The sequence below is a fragment of the Curtobacterium sp. MCPF17_003 genome (assembly GCF_003224385.1).
In the GTDB taxonomy this organism is placed as follows: domain Bacteria; phylum Actinomycetota; class Actinomycetes; order Actinomycetales; family Microbacteriaceae; genus Curtobacterium; species Curtobacterium flaccumfaciens.
This window is the reverse complement of record NZ_QKLC01000001.1, coordinates 106,857-120,352: the sequence shown is the minus strand read 5'-3', so window position 1 is coordinate 120,352 and position 13,496 is coordinate 106,857. Positions and strand designations below refer to the sequence as shown.

Sequence of the window (13,496 nt, the reverse complement as noted above, 5' to 3'; positions counted from 1 at the left end):
GAGTCAGGATACGGCAGCGTCCCGCGTCGTCGTGGCGATCCGGTACACCGACGTCGTCGCGGTCAGGAACAGCGTCGTGCCGTCGTCGCCGCCGAAGCACAGGTTCGACGTGACCTCCGGCACGGCGACCTCTCCGATCCGGGCTCCCTCGGGGTCGAACACGACGACGCCGCGGTGGGAGGACGACCAGACGTTGCCGTGCACGTCGACCCGGATGCCGTCCGGCGCTCCCTCTCCGGGCTCGAGCCGCGCGAACACCCGGCCGTTCTTCAGCAGGTCGCCACGGCGGTCGTAGGCACGGATCACCGGCTCGTCGCCCGACGAGCTCGCGATGTACAGCACCCGCTCGTCCGGGGCGAACGCCAGGCCGTTCGGCTCGTCCAGGTCGGTCGCCACGGGTCGCAGGTCCCCGCCCTCCGGTCCGCACCGGAACACCCAGTGGTCGCCGTACTCGCGCACGCCCGGGTGCCCCTCACGCGGCTGGGTGATGCCGTAGGCGGGGTCGGTGAACCAGACGCCGCCGTCCCGCGCGACCACGACGTCGTTCGGGGAGTTGAAGCGGCCCCGGTCCCACACGTCGACGATCGGCGTGACGACTCCGTCGCGGTCACGCTCGACCCGACGCAGGCCGTGCGAGCACTGCACGACGCTGCCGTCCCGATCGAGCGTGCGGCCGTTGGTGAACTCGACACCGTCCGCGTACACCGAGGTCTCCCCCGAGTCGGCGTGCCACTGCAGGATCCGGTCGCCAGGGATGTCGGACCACCGCAGCGTGCGCGTCGACGGGATCCAGCAGGGCCCCTCGGCCCAGGTGCTGCCGGTGGCGATGCGCTCGAGCGCATCGCGGTCCGGCACGAGGTCGTCGAGCAGCACGGGTTCTCCTTCGAACGGGGTGCCCACCCTACTTTCGTCAGGCCGCGGCCGCCGCCTCGCTGCGTCGTCGCAGGGCCTTCTCGATCGCGGAGATCGCGAGGCCGAGCAGGATCGACGCCACGACCGCGAGGGTCGTGACGAGGAAGGGCTGCTCGCGGCTCCAACGCCCGGTGGCCGAGGCGATGCCGACGCAGTACGCCGCCCAGACGACGTCGGCGAGCACGCAGCTGAGCAGGAACCGCCGGAGGTCGAGCCCGCTGTCCGCGCCGACCAGGTTCGTCGTCAACCGACCCATCGGGATGAAGCGTCCGAGCACCGCGATGCGCCCGGGAGCTGCACGGTAGCGGCCGTCGATGGCGTCCCGGGCCGCGCGGACCTTCGGACGCGAGAACCACGACCTCGAGCCGAGGTCGACCGAACGCGCCAGGTGGTAGAGCCCGAGGTCGCCGAGGACCATGCCGATCGACGCCGCGACGACGAGGAAGAGGACCGGCAGGAGACCGCCGTCACCGCCCACCAGGAGGGTGCCGATCGCGACGACGAGTGCCTGACTGGGCAGGAAGACCGCGACACTGCCCACGGCGAGCACGAGGCCGACCACGAAGAACGCCCACGGGGTCCCGACGAGCTGGACGACCAGGTCCTGTGCTGCGTCCACGACTCACCCTCCACGGGCACCGGAGGGGCACACCGGGGTCCATCCTCGCAGGTCCGGGGCGCTCCACTCACGTGCGGTCGACGATCGCCCGCATCGTCGAGGCTGCTTCGTCCGGACGACCGTCGAGGACGGCATCGGCGAGAGCGAGGTGGAGGCCGACGTCGTGCCGGTCCGGGCGGACGCTCCCGCGTTCGCGCAGCACCTGGCCGACGACCTGGTGCAGTCGTCGGTACAGCGCGTTGCCGGACAGGTCGAGCACGAGCGCGTGGAACCGCACGTCCGCGATCACGAAGTCGAGGCGGTCGTCGCGGGTCGCGGCGGCGGCGAGTTCGTCGGCGGTGGTGCGGAGGGCCTCCCGTCGGTCCGCGAACTCGTCGAGCGCTGCCCGCCGGGCTGCTGCGGCAGCAGCGGCGGGTTCGACCGCCGCACGCAGCTCACGGAGCTCGGCCGCCACGCGGTCACCGTCCGGGCCCCGCAGCCGCCACCGCACCACGCGCGGATCCAGGACGTCCCACTCCCGCATGCCGAGGACGGTCACGCCGACCCGCTGCCGCGCGGCGAGCAGGCCGAGGGCGACGAGGACTCGGACGGCCTCGCGGACGATGCTGCGACTGGCACCCGTCCAGGCCACCAGGTCGTCGATGCTCCGGCGGCTGCCCACGGCGACGGCACCGGAGACGACGGCGGCACCGACCTGGTCGAGGACCCGTTCGAAGGTGCTCGTCACCGCTGCGAGACAGGCGACAGCACGAGCTCGTCGATGCGCACGTGCGCCGGCGCCCCGAGCACGAACGCGACCGTCCGCCCCACGTCCTCCGGCTGGAGCATGCGCTGCCGGGCGGCCGCATCGGGGACCTCCGGCCGCTGGTCGAGGAAGTCCGTCGCCACGTCACCAGGACACAGGTGCGTGGCACGGACGCCGTGCTCGGCCTCCTGCTGGTTGAGCGTGCGGACGACCGAGGCGAGCGCGGACTTGCTCGCCGAGTACGCGACACCCGCTCCCGGCTGGAAGGACCACCCGGCGTACGACGACACCACGACGACCACGCCGCCGGCCACGCGGAGTGCCGGCAGCGAAGCGTCCACCAGCGTGACGACGGCGGTGAGGTTCGTGTCCACGATCGCGCGGAAGTCGGTGAGCGACTGGTCGTCCCACCGGCGTCGCGGGGCGTTGAGTCCGGCCGCCAGCACGAGCCCGTCGAGCCGGCCGTGCCGCTCGAGCACGGCGTCTCGCGCGGCGGTGACGGCGTCGGGGTCGTTCGCGTCGAGGGGCAGGACGTGCGCGGTTCCCCCCGCGCCGCGGACGGTGCGCGCGACCTGCTCGAGCCGGTCGGCACGACGTCCGCTGAGCACCACGGTCCAGCCGTCCCGCACCGCCGCCTCGGCACTCGCGGCTCCCATGCCGCTGCCTCCACCAGTGACCCAGAGCACACGCTGATCCGTCATGCTCGAATAGTATGCCTATTGAAGGCACCGACGACGGGAGCAACGATGCACCTCGACCTGACCGACCGAGTGGTCGTCGTGACCGGCGCAGCGCGCGGGATCGGCCGCACACTCGCCGACCGCTTCGTCAGCGAGGGGTGCCGCGTCGTCGCGCTCGACCTGGCCTTCGAGCCGGACTTCCCGCTCGACCACGTCGTGTGCAACGTCGCCGACCCGCAGTCGGTGCACGACGCCGTGGACGAGGTCGTCGGGCGGCACGGCACGATCGACGTGCTGGTCAACAACGCCGGCATCAACGTCACGGGCACCGTCGCCGAACTGGAGTGGGACGCCTGGCGACGCTGCATGGACGTCAACCTCGGCGGCACGTTCCTGATGAGCCAGGCCGTCGCTCCGGTGATGCAGGCGGCCGGACGCGGTCGGATCATCAACGCCGCCTCGTTCGCGGCGATCGTGCCCAGCGTCGGGAGCGCGGCCTACGCGGCGTCGAAGGCCGCCGTCGTCTCGTTCACCCGCGTCCTGGCGTCGGAGCTCGGCCCGTGGGGGATCACCGTGAACGCCTACGCACCGGGCATGGTGCCGACGGCGATGAACGGCTTCGCGACGATGCCGACCGAGGCGCAGGACCGCCTGCTCGACACGCTGTCGCTCCGCCGGTGGGAGACGCCGGACGACGTCGCCGACCTGCTCGTCTTCGTGGCGAGCGACGCTTCCGGGTACATCACCGGCACCCTGCTCGACGTCTCCGGCGGCAAGCTCGCGACGCAGATCCCGGCTCGCGCGCACGGCCGGACCTGAGCGGACTGCTGTCCGGCCGCACAGGTTCTCCACATGGGTCGCTTCGTAAGCTGTGAGAGCCCAGTGAGCCGGACTGCAGCCCGACCCCGAGGAGGTGCCCGATGGTCCTCGTCCTCGTCGCGTTCGCGATCGTCGCCCTGATCGTCCCCGCCCTGACCCCCGTCCTCGGCCGCCGCGTCTTCTACGTCGCGGCCCTCGCCCCCGCCGCGGCGGCGGTGCTGACGATCGCCCAGACCGACGCCGCCCTGCACGGCAGCGTCGTCGAACGGCACCGGTGGGTCCCCCAGCTCGACCTCGACGTCACGCTGCGGATGGACGCCCTGTCGTGGGTGCTCGCACTGGTCGTGTCGATCGTCGGCGCGTTGGTGCTGGTCTACTGCGCCTCGTACTTCGAGCGGGACGAACCCGGGCTCGGTCGGTTCGCCGGGGTCCTGACCGCCTTCGCCGGCTCGATGTACGGACTCGTGATCGCCGACGACGTCATCGTGCTGTTCGTCCTGTGGGAGGCCACGACGGTCTTCTCCTACCTGCTCATCGGGCACGACGCCGCGAAGCGTGCCAGTCGCGCCGCCGCCATGCAGGCCCTGGTCGTCACCACCGCCGGTGGTCTGGCGATGCTCGCGGGCCTCGTGATGCTCTCGGTCACGGCGGGCACGACCTCGCTGTCCGCGATCGTCGCCGATCCCCCGAGCGGCACGGTCGTCTCGGTGTCGGTGGTCCTGGTGCTGCTCGGAGCGCTCACGAAGTCGGCGATCGTGCCCTTCCACTTCTGGCTCCCCGCCGCGATGGCCGCACCGACCCCGGTCAGCGCGTACCTGCACGCCGCGGCGATGGTGAAGGCCGGCATCTACCTGGTGGCCCGGCTCGCGCCCGCGTTCGCGCTGCTCGACGGCTGGCGCGAGACGATCACACTGCTCGGCGTCGCCGGGATGCTCGTCGGCGGGTACCGGGCACTGCGGCAGACCGACCTCAAGCTCCTGCTCGCCTACGGCACCGTGGCCCAGCTCGGGTTCCTCGTGCTCGCCGCCGGCTGGGGTGCCCCCGCGGTCGCCCTCGGTGGGGTCGCACTCCTCGTGGCCCACGCCGCCTTCAAGTCGACGCTCTTCCTCGTGGTCGGCGCGATCGACCACATCACCGGCACGCGTGACCTCGGCCGGCTCAGCGGACTCGGGCGCGCCCGCCCGTGGCTGGCGGTCGTCGCGGTGCTCGCGCTGGTGTCGATGGCGGGGATCCCGCCGACGATCGGGTTCGTCGCGAAGGAAGCCGTGCTGACCGGGTTCACCGAGTCCCTGCACGGCCCCGACGCCGGCTGGGCCTGGTTCGCCCTGATCGGCGTGACGGTCGGTTCGGTGCTGACCGTGGCCTACTCGCTGCGGTTCCTGTGGGGCGCCTTCGCCCGCAAGCCCGGTGTCGCGACCACCGAGCCGCACGCCCTGCACGGCCTCGCCGTCGTGCCCTCGGTGCTCGCGCTGGCCGGGCTCGCACTCGGCCTGCTCACCCCGGTGGTCGCGCACGGCATCGAGCCCGCGGCGACGACCGCAGCGCTCGGCGGCGAGGAGGTCCCGCACCTCGCGCTCTGGCACGGCCTCGAGCCCGCGCTCGGTCTGTCCGCGATCACCCTCGTGGGGGGCCTCGCACTGTTCGCCCTGCGGCGTCCGGTCGAGGCGCTCCAGCACCGGCTCGCCGGGTTCCCGAGTGCCGCGGGCACCTACCGGCACGGCATGCGACTGCTCGACCGCGGAGCGACCGGACTCACCGCGAGCCTGCAACGCGGCTCGCTCCCCTACTACCTGACGGTGATCCTGTCGGTCTTCGTCGCCGGGGCGCTCGCCAACCTGGTGCTCGGCGGGCCGTGGGAGTTCCACGTCCGGTTCGCCGACACGTGGGGCCAGATCCCGGTGATGATCGTGATGTCGATCGCCGGCATCGCGGTGCTCACGGCGAAGACCCGGTTCGCCGCCGCGGTCCTGGTCGGCGTCACCGGCTACGGCCTCTCGGTGCTGTTCGTCCTGCACGGCGCCGTCGACCTCGCCCTGACGCAGCTCGTGGTCGAGACGGTCACCCTGATCGCCTTCGTCCTGGTCCTCCGACGGCTGCCCCCGCGCATCGCCACGACCAACCCGTCGCGGTTCCGGGTCGTGCGGGCACTCTTCGCCGGTCTGGCGGGGCTGACCCTGGCGATCGTCGTCGTCGTGGCCGCCTCCGCCCGCACGGCACGCCCCCTCTGGCCCGACCTGCCCGCGCTGACGAGCTCGTTCGGGCACGGTCTGAACGTCGTGAACGTCGCCCTCGTCGACCTGCGCGGCTGGGACACCCTCGGTGAGCTCACCGTCGTGGTCGCCGCAGCCACCGGCGTCGCCAGCCTGATCTTCGTGAACTCGCGCGAGGACACCCTGCCCCGGTTGCGGGACCTGCCGGAGACCCTGACCGCGAACGGCGAGCGCACCGACGGTGAGCCACGCGCCTGGCTACCGACGAGCGCCGCGATCCCGACCGGCCGCTCGGCCCTGCTCGACGTGGTCGTCCGACTGCTGTTCCACGGCCTGATCGTGCTGTCGCTCTACCTGCTGTTCGCGGGCCACAACTCGGCAGGTGGCGGGTTCGCCGGAGGCCTGGTCGCCGGCATCGCCCTCGCGGCCCGCTACCTGGCCGGCGGTCCCGCCGAACTCGGCGCCGCGGCCCCGGTGCGCGCCGGTCGCCTGCTCGGCCTGGGTGTCGCGACGGCCGCCATCACGGCGATCGTGCCGCTGTTCTTCGGTCGCGAAGCCCTGTACTCCGAGTTCTTCCAGGCAACCGTCCCGATCCTCGGACACGTCGAGTTCGTCACCGCGACGTTCTTCGACATCGGCGTGTACCTGGTCGTCGTCGGCCTGGTGCTCGACGTCCTCCGCAGCCTCGGCGCCGAGGTCGACCGGCAGCGCCTCGAGGACGCCTCGACCCCGACCCGCGACACCACCGAGGAGTCCGTCAGCGACACCCTCGATGCCCCCACCCCGGAAGGGAGCGCCACATGACCGTCACCCTCGTCCTCGTGATCGCCATGGCGGTGCTGTTCTCGTGCGGCGTCTACCTGCTGCTCGAACGCTCCCTGACCCGGATGCTCCTCGGCTTCCTGCTGCTCGGCAACTCCCTCAACCTGTTGCTGCTGGTGATGTCCGGCGCCGCGGGCGACCCGCCGATCGGCACGAGCGCCGAGAACATCACCGACCCGCTCCCCCAGGCGTTCGCCCTGACCGCGATCGTGATCACCTTCGCCGTGAGCGCGTTCCTGCTGGCCCTGATCCACCGGTCGTGGCAGCTGTCCCGCGCCGACGAGGTCGAGGTCGACGAGGCCGACGCCGCCATCGGCCGTGACCGCGACGAGCCGGCCGACGAGGACCCGGAGACCACCACCGACGCAGAACAGGAGGCGACCCGATGACCTGGCTCGTCCCGCTCCTCGTCCTCGTCCCGCTGCTCGGTGCCGCGGTCGCGCTCGGACTCCTCCGCCACCAGAAGCTCCAGCGTGCGATCACCGTCGTGGTGCTCGTCGTGGCGCTGGCCGTGGCCGCCACGCTCATGGTCCTGGTCGACCGGCACGGCACGATCGTGGTGCAGGTCGGCGGCTGGGACGCCCCGTACGGCATCTCGCTCGTCGTCGACCGGCTGAGCGCCCTGCTGCTCACCGTCAGTGCGAGCGTCCTGCTGCTCGTCCTGCTGTTCTCGATCGGGCAGGGCCTGGCCGCCGACGACGAGGACGCCCCGGTCACGATCTTCTACCCGACGTACCTGGTGCTGGCCGCCGGCGTGCTCGACTCGTTCATCGCGGGTGACCTGTTCAACCTGTACGTGGCGTTCGAGATGCTGCTGGTGGCGAGCTACGTGCTCATCACCCTGGGCGGCAGCGAGCAGCGCGTCCGGGCCGGCACGACGTACATCGTCACGAGCCTGATCGCGTCGGCGATCTTCCTCGCCGCCATCGGTCTGGTCTACGGCGCCACCGGCACGGTGAACATCGCCCAGATCAGCGAGCGCGTCGCCGACCTGCCGGAGCACGTCCAGCTGCTCCTGCACACGATGCTGCTGATCGGGTTCGGCATCAAGGCGGCCGTGTTCCCGCTGGCGTTCTGGCTGCCGGACTCGTACCCGACGGCCCCGGCGCCGGTCACCGCGGTCTTCGCGGGCCTGCTGACCAAGGTCGGCATCTACGCGATCATCCGGCTCGAGACGGTGATCTTCCCGCGACCACAGCTCAACGAGGTGCTGCTCGTCGTCGCCGCACTGACGATGGTGGTCGGGGTGCTCGGCGCGGTGTCGCAGACCGACGTGAAACGGCTGCTGTCCTTCACGCTGATCAGCCACATCGGCTTCATGGTGATGGGCGTCGGCCTCGGCACCGTCGCGGGCACGGCGGCCGCGGTGTTCTACACGGTGCACCACATCGTCGTGCAGACCACGCTGTTCCTGGTGTCCGGCCTGATGGAGCGTGTCGGCGGGACGACCTCGACCCGGTCGCTCGGCGGACTACTGAAGGCCGCACCGCTGCTGGCCGCCCTGTACCTGATCCCCGCGTTCAACCTGGGCGGGATCCCGCCGTTCTCCGGCTTCATCGGCAAGCTCGGTCTGTTCCGCGCCGCCGCCGAGGACGGTTCCCCGATGGCGTACGTCACCATCGGCGCCGGCGTCGTCACCTCGCTGCTCACCCTGTACGCGCTCATGCGGGTCTGGGACGCCGCCTTCTGGCGGCCGAAGCCGGCGGCCGAGGCCGCCGCCCCGCACGCGACGAGCGCCGAACCGCACGCCCACCTGCGGTCGCCGGAACCGGCTCCGCTCACCGTCTCCGAGGAGACGGGCGAGGCGTACCACCCGGGAGGCTCGGTGGCGGTCACCGACGCACCGCACGCGACCCGTGCCTCCAGTCCGACCACCGGCGCGACCGAGGCGATCGGCGAGGCTCCCGAGAAGGTGCGCCTGCCGCGCATGCTCGTCGGCGTGACCACCGTCGCGGTGCTCGGGTCCGTCGCCCTGACCGTCGTCGCCGGCCCGCTCTACGGCTACGCGACCCGCGCAGCGGAGTCGCTGGAGTCGCCCGACCGCTACGTGCAGGCCGTGCTCGGAGGTGAACGATGACCGACGTCCGCCGCATCTCCAACGCCAGGCGGATCGCGCTGGCGTGGCGCTACGACGTGCCCCTCGTCGCGGGGCTCACCGTGCTCTGGGCGCTGCTCTGGGGGTCGTGGACCCCGCTGACGCTGCTGTGCGGCATCGTCGTGGCGCTCCTCGTCACCCAGGCGCTGCCGCTCCCGCCGGTCCCGCTGTCCGCACGGTTCTCGATCGTGCACGTGCTGCGGTTCCTGGTCGTGTGGTCCGGGCTCGTCGTCGTGGCGTCTTTCCGGGTCGCGTGGGTCGCGTTCCGTCCCCGCGGTGTGCGGCGCAGCTCGATCACGCTCGTGCAGCTGCACTCCACGTCCGAGATGACCTTCACGCTGGCCACCCTCGCGATCTCGCTCGTGCCCGGCTCGTACGTCGCCGACGTGGACCTGCGGCGCCGTCGCCTGCTGATCCACGTGCTCGACACCGAGCGCCTGGATCAGGTCGAGGACGAACGCCGCGTCGCACTCCGGATCGAGGCCATGGTCATCCGCGCACTGGGGTCGAAGCAGGACGTCTCCGAGCTGTCCGAGCCGCTGCCGGAGGTGACCCGGTGAGCCCCGCCGTCGTCGTGACGGGGATCGCGATCGTGCTCGTCCTCGCCCTGCTGGGTGCCACCCTGGCCCTGGCGGTCTACCGGATCGTGCGCGGGCCGACCATCCTCGACCGCATGATCGGCTCCGACATGGTGCTGACCACCGTGCTCGTGGTGATCGCCGCCGCGATGGTCATCCGCCAGGACCTGACCGGCATCCCCGTGCTCGTGGTGATCTCGGCGACGAGTGTGTTCGCCACGGTCGCCGTGGCCCGGGCCGTCACCCCCTCGGCGGATCCGTCCGACGAGGGACTGACCGTCACCACCCCCGAGCGTGCCGAGGAGGACCAGCCGTGATCGAGATCATCGAGTCGTTCGTGGACGACGCCGGCATCCGCGCCTGGATCGCCATCGGGCTGCTGCTCGTCGGGTCGCTGCTGTCGCTCGGTGCGGGGGTCGGCATCGTCCGGTTCCCGGACCCGCTCGTCCGTCTGCACGCGATGGCGAAGCCGCAGGTGCTCGGGCTCGCGCTCGCGCTGGCCGCCATCGTCGTCGCGGTGTGGACGTGGACGGCGTTCTGGGTCGTGCTGCCGATCATGGTGTTCCAGCTGTTCCTGGTGCCGGTGTCGACGCACATGATCGCCCGCGCCGGGCTGCGCGCCGACGACTACCGGCACGAGGACCTGCTCGTCGACGACACCGAGTCCTGAGCGTTCGCGAGCCTCGTCCATTCCCTTGACGGACCGGAGGCCCGTGGCGGCGTCGCCACGGGCCTCCCGTCCGTCAGGCGCTCACGTTCGCGGTCAGGCGGTCGCGACCCGACGCGGGAGCTGCAGGTTGAGGACGGCGGCGACCACGACGATCGCGGCGGAGACCGCCGGCAGCAGCATCGCTGCGGCGGTGCCGTGGTGCTCGGCGACGTCACCGGTGATGGCGGAGGCGATCGACTGGCCGACGATGACGGCGGACCCGAGGATCGTCATGGTGGTGGCGGACCGGCCGACGGGTGACCGGTCCGAACCGAGGCTGTACTGGGCGACCAGGGTGGGTCCGATCCCGATGCCCATGACCGCGAGGACGACGCCCGCGGCGACGACGGAGTCGGCGCCGGCGAACGCGACCGCACCGGCGAGGAGCACGACGCCGAAGACGAGCCAGCGCCAGCCGAGGCCGAAGGCCCGGGGGAACGCCGCGGACCCGAGTGCCAACCCGGCGGAACCGATGCCCATCAGGCCGTAGAGCAGGCCGGCCTGCGAGGCCTCGCCGTGGGTCTCCATGAACGCCGTCAGCGAGGTGAGGGTCGAGCCGAAGAACAGGCCGATGCCGAGGATGCCGACGACCACGACGACGAGCCGCGGGCGCAGCAGCTGCCGTGCGGGTGCCTGCGTCGACTCCGCGTGCTGGCCGACCACGAGCTTGCCGGTCGGGTGCAGCGCGAACGCCGTGACGAACACGAACGTCAGGACCGAGGCGCCGGCGACGGCCACCCACGGGGCGATCGCGCTGGCGAGGATGCCGACCAGGAACGGGCCGATGATGAACACGGTCTCGTCGGCGGCGGACTCGTAGGCCATGGTGCCGCTGAGGGTCTTCTCGCGCCGCGCCGGGGCCATTCGCTGCCGGATGATCGCGACGAGCCGCGTGCGGGACATCGGGGCGACCTGCGGGGCCGAGGCGCCGATGCAGAACGCGACGGCGAGCACGGCGAGGTCGGGCGCGGTGCCGCTGACGACGAACGGGAAGAACCCGAGCAGCGCCGCGTTCACCAGGCCGACGGGGACGAGCACCGCCCGCTGGCCGAAGCGGTCCGCCGCGGCGCCGACCATCGGGCCGAAGATCGCGGATCCGATGCCGACGGCGGCGGAGTTGATGCCGCCGAGGGCGACGGAGTCACGGGCGGCGACGACGAAGGTCAGGACGCCGACCACCATCATCGCGAACGGGAGCCGGGCGATGAACGCCACGGGGAAGTACCAGCGCCCGGCGAGCGAGACGAGCGAGCGGTCCGGAGCGGGCGGGGCGTCGCTGGTGGGCGGAGTGTCGCCGGTGGAACGGGTCTGGAGCATTGGGGTGTGCCTTCTCGGCCCGCCCGGTTCGGTGGCGGCGGACCCATCGGGTGCCGCCGTTGTCCGCCGGGGAGCCGGCGGCCGGTAGATACACACTGCGTGTTGTCGAACGCTGTCGATGGTACCAATCGGCCGCCGCGCACCGGAGGAGTTCGCTCCGGGCGCCGTCCCGCCGGTCACGACACCCCGTTGGCCGTCCGCGGTGCGGTCGCAGACCGTCGCCTGCGGCACCGCCAGCCGACACTTCATGACCGGTCGGCACGCGGCCCGCGACGTGTCGCGACCGGTCGACGGACGGGAGGCGCGTGATGGGGCGCCCCGCGCCTCCCGGCCGCCGCGCCACGCGCCCAGGGCCCCCGCACCGGTCACGACACCCCGTCGGCCGTCCGCGGTGCGGTCGCAGACCGTCGCCTGCGGTGCCGCCAGCCGACACTTCGTGACCGGTCGGCACGCGGCCCACGACGTGTCGCGACCGGTCGACGGACGGGAGGCGCGTGACGGGGCGCCCCGCGCCTCCCGGCCGCCGCGCCACGCGCCCAGGGCCCCCGCACCGGTCACGACACCCCGTCGGCCGTCCGCGGTGCGGTCGCAGACCGTCGCCTGCGGTGCCGCCAGCCGACACTTCATGACCGGTCGGCACGCGACCCACGACGCGTCGCGACCGGCCGACGGACGGGAGGCGCGTGACGGGGCGCCCCGCGCCTCCCGGCCGCCGCGCCACGCGCCCAGGACCCCCGCACCGGTCACGACACCCCGTCGGTCGTCCGCGGTGCGGTCGCAGACCGTCGCCTGCGGCGCCGCCAGCCGACACTTCGTGACCGGTCGGCACACGACCCGCGACGTGTCGTGACCGGGCCGCCGCGCCCCGTGGCGCTCGGGTCAGGAGACCTCGCCCGCGCGGGCTCCCGCCCACAGGTCGACGTCCGTGATGCCGACGGAGTGCTCGTCGATGACACGGAGCTCCTCGTCGGTGAACGAGGTGTTCGACAGCGCGGCGACGTTGTCCTCGAGCTGCGACACCCGCGAGGCACCGATCACGAGTGAGGTCACCCGCTCGTCGCGGAGCGCCCAGGCGAGGGCGAGCTGCGCGAGGGACTGTCCGCGCGCGGCCGCGACGTCGTTCAGGGCACGGAGGTGCTCGACGACCTCGGGCGTGATGCTCGACGCGTCGAGGGACTTGCCCGCTGCCGCCCGGGAGTCCTCGGGCACACCGTTCAGGTACTTGCCGGTCAGGAGCCCCTGTGCCAGCGCGGTGAAGCCGATGACGCCGAAGCCGAGCTCGCCGGCGGCGTCGAGCAGCCCCTCGGTCTCGATCCAGCGGTTGAGCATCGAGTACGAGGGCTGGTGGATGAGGAGCGGCGTACCGAGGTCGCGGAGGATCTCGGCTGCCTGACGGCTGCGCTCGGCGTCGTACGACGAGATCCCGACGTACAGCGCCTTGCCCTGCTGGACCGCGGTGTGCAGGGCGCCCATCGTCTCCTCGAGCGGGGTCGAGGCGTCGAGACGGTGCGAGTAGAAGACGTCGACGTAGTCCAGGCCCGTGCGCTGCAGCGACTGGTCGAGCGAGGCGAGCACGTACTTGCGCGAGCCACCGCCCTGCCCGTACGGCCCCGGCCACATGTCCCAGCCGGCCTTCGTCGAGATGACCATCTCGTCGCGGTAGGGCCGGAAGTCCTCACGCATCAGGCGGCCGAAGTTCACCTCGGCGGCTCCGTACGGCGGGCCGTAGTTGTTCGCGAGGTCGTGGTGGGTGATCCCGAGGTCGAACGCCCGGCGGCTGATGGCACGCTGGTTCTCGAAGGGCATGTCGTCCCCGAAGTTGTGCCAGTACCCCAGGGAGAGCAGCGGCAGGTCGAGGCCCGAGCGGCCGGTCCGGCGGTACGTCATCGAGTCGTAGCGGTCGTCACTGGCGATGTAGGTCATGGGACGAGCCTGGCACTCGATCGGGCCCCGGCCTCGCATGCTTCGCTTCGCGGACCCATGATGGGTG

At 72.2% G+C, this 13,496-nt stretch carries 13 protein-coding genes; 7 read left to right on the top strand and 6 right to left on the bottom strand.

Annotation, left to right across the window (positions count from 1 at the left end; genetic code table 11):
* Positions 1 to 3: 3 nt before the first annotated feature.
* From DEJ30_RS00580 to DEJ30_RS00565, 4 genes are all read right to left on the bottom strand, one after another.
* Positions 4 to 900 carry an SMP-30/gluconolactonase/LRE family protein gene (locus tag DEJ30_RS00580; RefSeq protein WP_110858589.1) on the bottom strand — a complete coding sequence of 299 codons (897 nt, stop codon included), beginning with the start codon at positions 898 to 900 and terminating at the stop codon, positions 4 to 6.
* A gap of 10 nt (positions 901 to 910) precedes the next feature.
* Positions 911 to 1,531, bottom strand: a complete 621-nt coding sequence (locus tag DEJ30_RS00575) for a DedA family protein (protein WP_110858588.1) — start codon at positions 1,529 to 1,531, stop codon at positions 911 to 913.
* Between the two features lie 67 nt (positions 1,532 to 1,598).
* On the bottom strand, positions 1,599 to 2,258 hold the full coding sequence (locus DEJ30_RS00570; RefSeq protein WP_110858587.1) for a FadR/GntR family transcriptional regulator: 660 nt from the start codon (positions 2,256 to 2,258) through the stop codon (positions 1,599 to 1,601).
* A complete protein-coding gene (locus DEJ30_RS00565; RefSeq protein ID WP_258369756.1) occupies positions 2,255 to 2,977 on the bottom strand; it encodes an SDR family oxidoreductase in 723 nt (240 codons plus the stop codon). The genes DEJ30_RS00570 and DEJ30_RS00565 overlap by 4 nt, the downstream gene beginning before the upstream one ends.
* A gap of 45 nt (positions 2,978 to 3,022) precedes the next feature.
* Between DEJ30_RS00565 and DEJ30_RS00560 the strand changes: the two genes are divergently transcribed.
* The 7 genes from DEJ30_RS00560 to mnhG all read left to right on the top strand — a co-directional run bounded on the left by DEJ30_RS00560 (position 3,023) and on the right by mnhG (position 10,150).
* Positions 3,023 to 3,775: an SDR family NAD(P)-dependent oxidoreductase gene (locus tag DEJ30_RS00560; RefSeq protein ID WP_110858585.1), complete on the top strand. Its 753-nt coding sequence runs from the start codon at positions 3,023 to 3,025 to the stop codon at positions 3,773 to 3,775.
* Positions 3,776 to 3,876: 101 nt separating this feature from the next.
* Entirely contained in the window at positions 3,877 to 6,789 is a 2,913-nt protein-coding gene (locus tag DEJ30_RS00555) for a Na+/H+ antiporter subunit A (RefSeq protein ID WP_110858584.1), read from the top strand.
* Positions 6,786 to 7,196, top strand: coding sequence for a Na(+)/H(+) antiporter subunit C (locus tag DEJ30_RS00550; RefSeq protein ID WP_110858583.1), 411 nt, complete (start codon positions 6,786 to 6,788; stop codon positions 7,194 to 7,196). Before DEJ30_RS00555 ends, DEJ30_RS00550 begins: the two co-directional genes overlap by 4 nt.
* Positions 7,193 to 8,884, top strand: coding sequence for a Na+/H+ antiporter subunit D (locus DEJ30_RS00545; protein ID WP_110858582.1), 1,692 nt, complete (start codon positions 7,193 to 7,195; stop codon positions 8,882 to 8,884). The genes DEJ30_RS00550 and DEJ30_RS00545 overlap by 4 nt, the downstream gene beginning before the upstream one ends.
* Positions 8,881 to 9,462: a Na+/H+ antiporter subunit E gene (locus tag DEJ30_RS00540; protein WP_110858581.1), complete on the top strand. Its 582-nt coding sequence runs from the start codon at positions 8,881 to 8,883 to the stop codon at positions 9,460 to 9,462. Before DEJ30_RS00545 ends, DEJ30_RS00540 begins: the two co-directional genes overlap by 4 nt.
* A complete protein-coding gene (locus DEJ30_RS00535; RefSeq protein WP_110858580.1) occupies positions 9,459 to 9,797 on the top strand; it encodes a sodium:proton antiporter in 339 nt (112 codons plus the stop codon). The genes DEJ30_RS00540 and DEJ30_RS00535 overlap by 4 nt, the downstream gene beginning before the upstream one ends.
* Positions 9,794 to 10,150, top strand: coding sequence for a monovalent cation/H(+) antiporter subunit G (gene mnhG, locus DEJ30_RS00530; protein ID WP_071245814.1), 357 nt, complete (start codon positions 9,794 to 9,796; stop codon positions 10,148 to 10,150). The genes DEJ30_RS00535 and mnhG overlap by 4 nt, the downstream gene beginning before the upstream one ends.
* Before the next feature lie 93 nt (positions 10,151 to 10,243).
* On the opposite strand, the gene DEJ30_RS00525 is transcribed toward mnhG, so the two are convergent.
* Both DEJ30_RS00525 and mgrA read right to left on the bottom strand, forming a co-directional pair.
* Positions 10,244 to 11,506 (bottom strand): MFS transporter, encoded by a 1,263-nt coding sequence (locus DEJ30_RS00525; RefSeq protein ID WP_110858579.1) that lies wholly within the window; start codon positions 11,504 to 11,506, stop codon positions 10,244 to 10,246.
* Positions 11,507 to 12,385: 879 nt separating this feature from the next.
* Positions 12,386 to 13,429, bottom strand: a complete 1,044-nt coding sequence (mgrA, locus tag DEJ30_RS00515) for an L-glyceraldehyde 3-phosphate reductase (RefSeq protein ID WP_071245810.1) — start codon at positions 13,427 to 13,429, stop codon at positions 12,386 to 12,388.
* Positions 13,430 to 13,496 lie beyond the last annotated feature (67 nt).

What these genes read in the sequence shown, in the direction of transcription:
- DEJ30_RS00565 (WP_258369756.1), bottom strand. Translation starts at nt 2,977, where the DNA reads ATGACGGATCAGCGTGTGCTCTGGGTCACTGGTGGAGGCAGCGGCATG.
- DEJ30_RS00560 (WP_110858585.1), top strand. Translation starts at nt 3,023, where the DNA reads ATGCACCTCGACCTGACCGACCGAGTGGTCGTCGTGACCGGCGCAGCG.
- DEJ30_RS00555 (WP_110858584.1), top strand. Translation starts at nt 3,877, where the DNA reads ATGGTCCTCGTCCTCGTCGCGTTCGCGATCGTCGCCCTGATCGTCCCC.
- DEJ30_RS00550 (WP_110858583.1), top strand. Translation starts at nt 6,786, where the DNA reads ATGACCGTCACCCTCGTCCTCGTGATCGCCATGGCGGTGCTGTTCTCG.
- DEJ30_RS00545 (WP_110858582.1), top strand. Translation starts at nt 7,193, where the DNA reads ATGACCTGGCTCGTCCCGCTCCTCGTCCTCGTCCCGCTGCTCGGTGCC.
- DEJ30_RS00540 (WP_110858581.1), top strand. Translation starts at nt 8,881, where the DNA reads ATGACCGACGTCCGCCGCATCTCCAACGCCAGGCGGATCGCGCTGGCG.
- DEJ30_RS00525 (WP_110858579.1), bottom strand. Translation starts at nt 11,506, where the DNA reads ATGCTCCAGACCCGTTCCACCGGCGACACTCCGCCCACCAGCGACGCC.
- mgrA (WP_071245810.1), bottom strand. Translation starts at nt 13,429, where the DNA reads ATGACCTACATCGCCAGTGACGACCGCTACGACTCGATGACGTACCGC.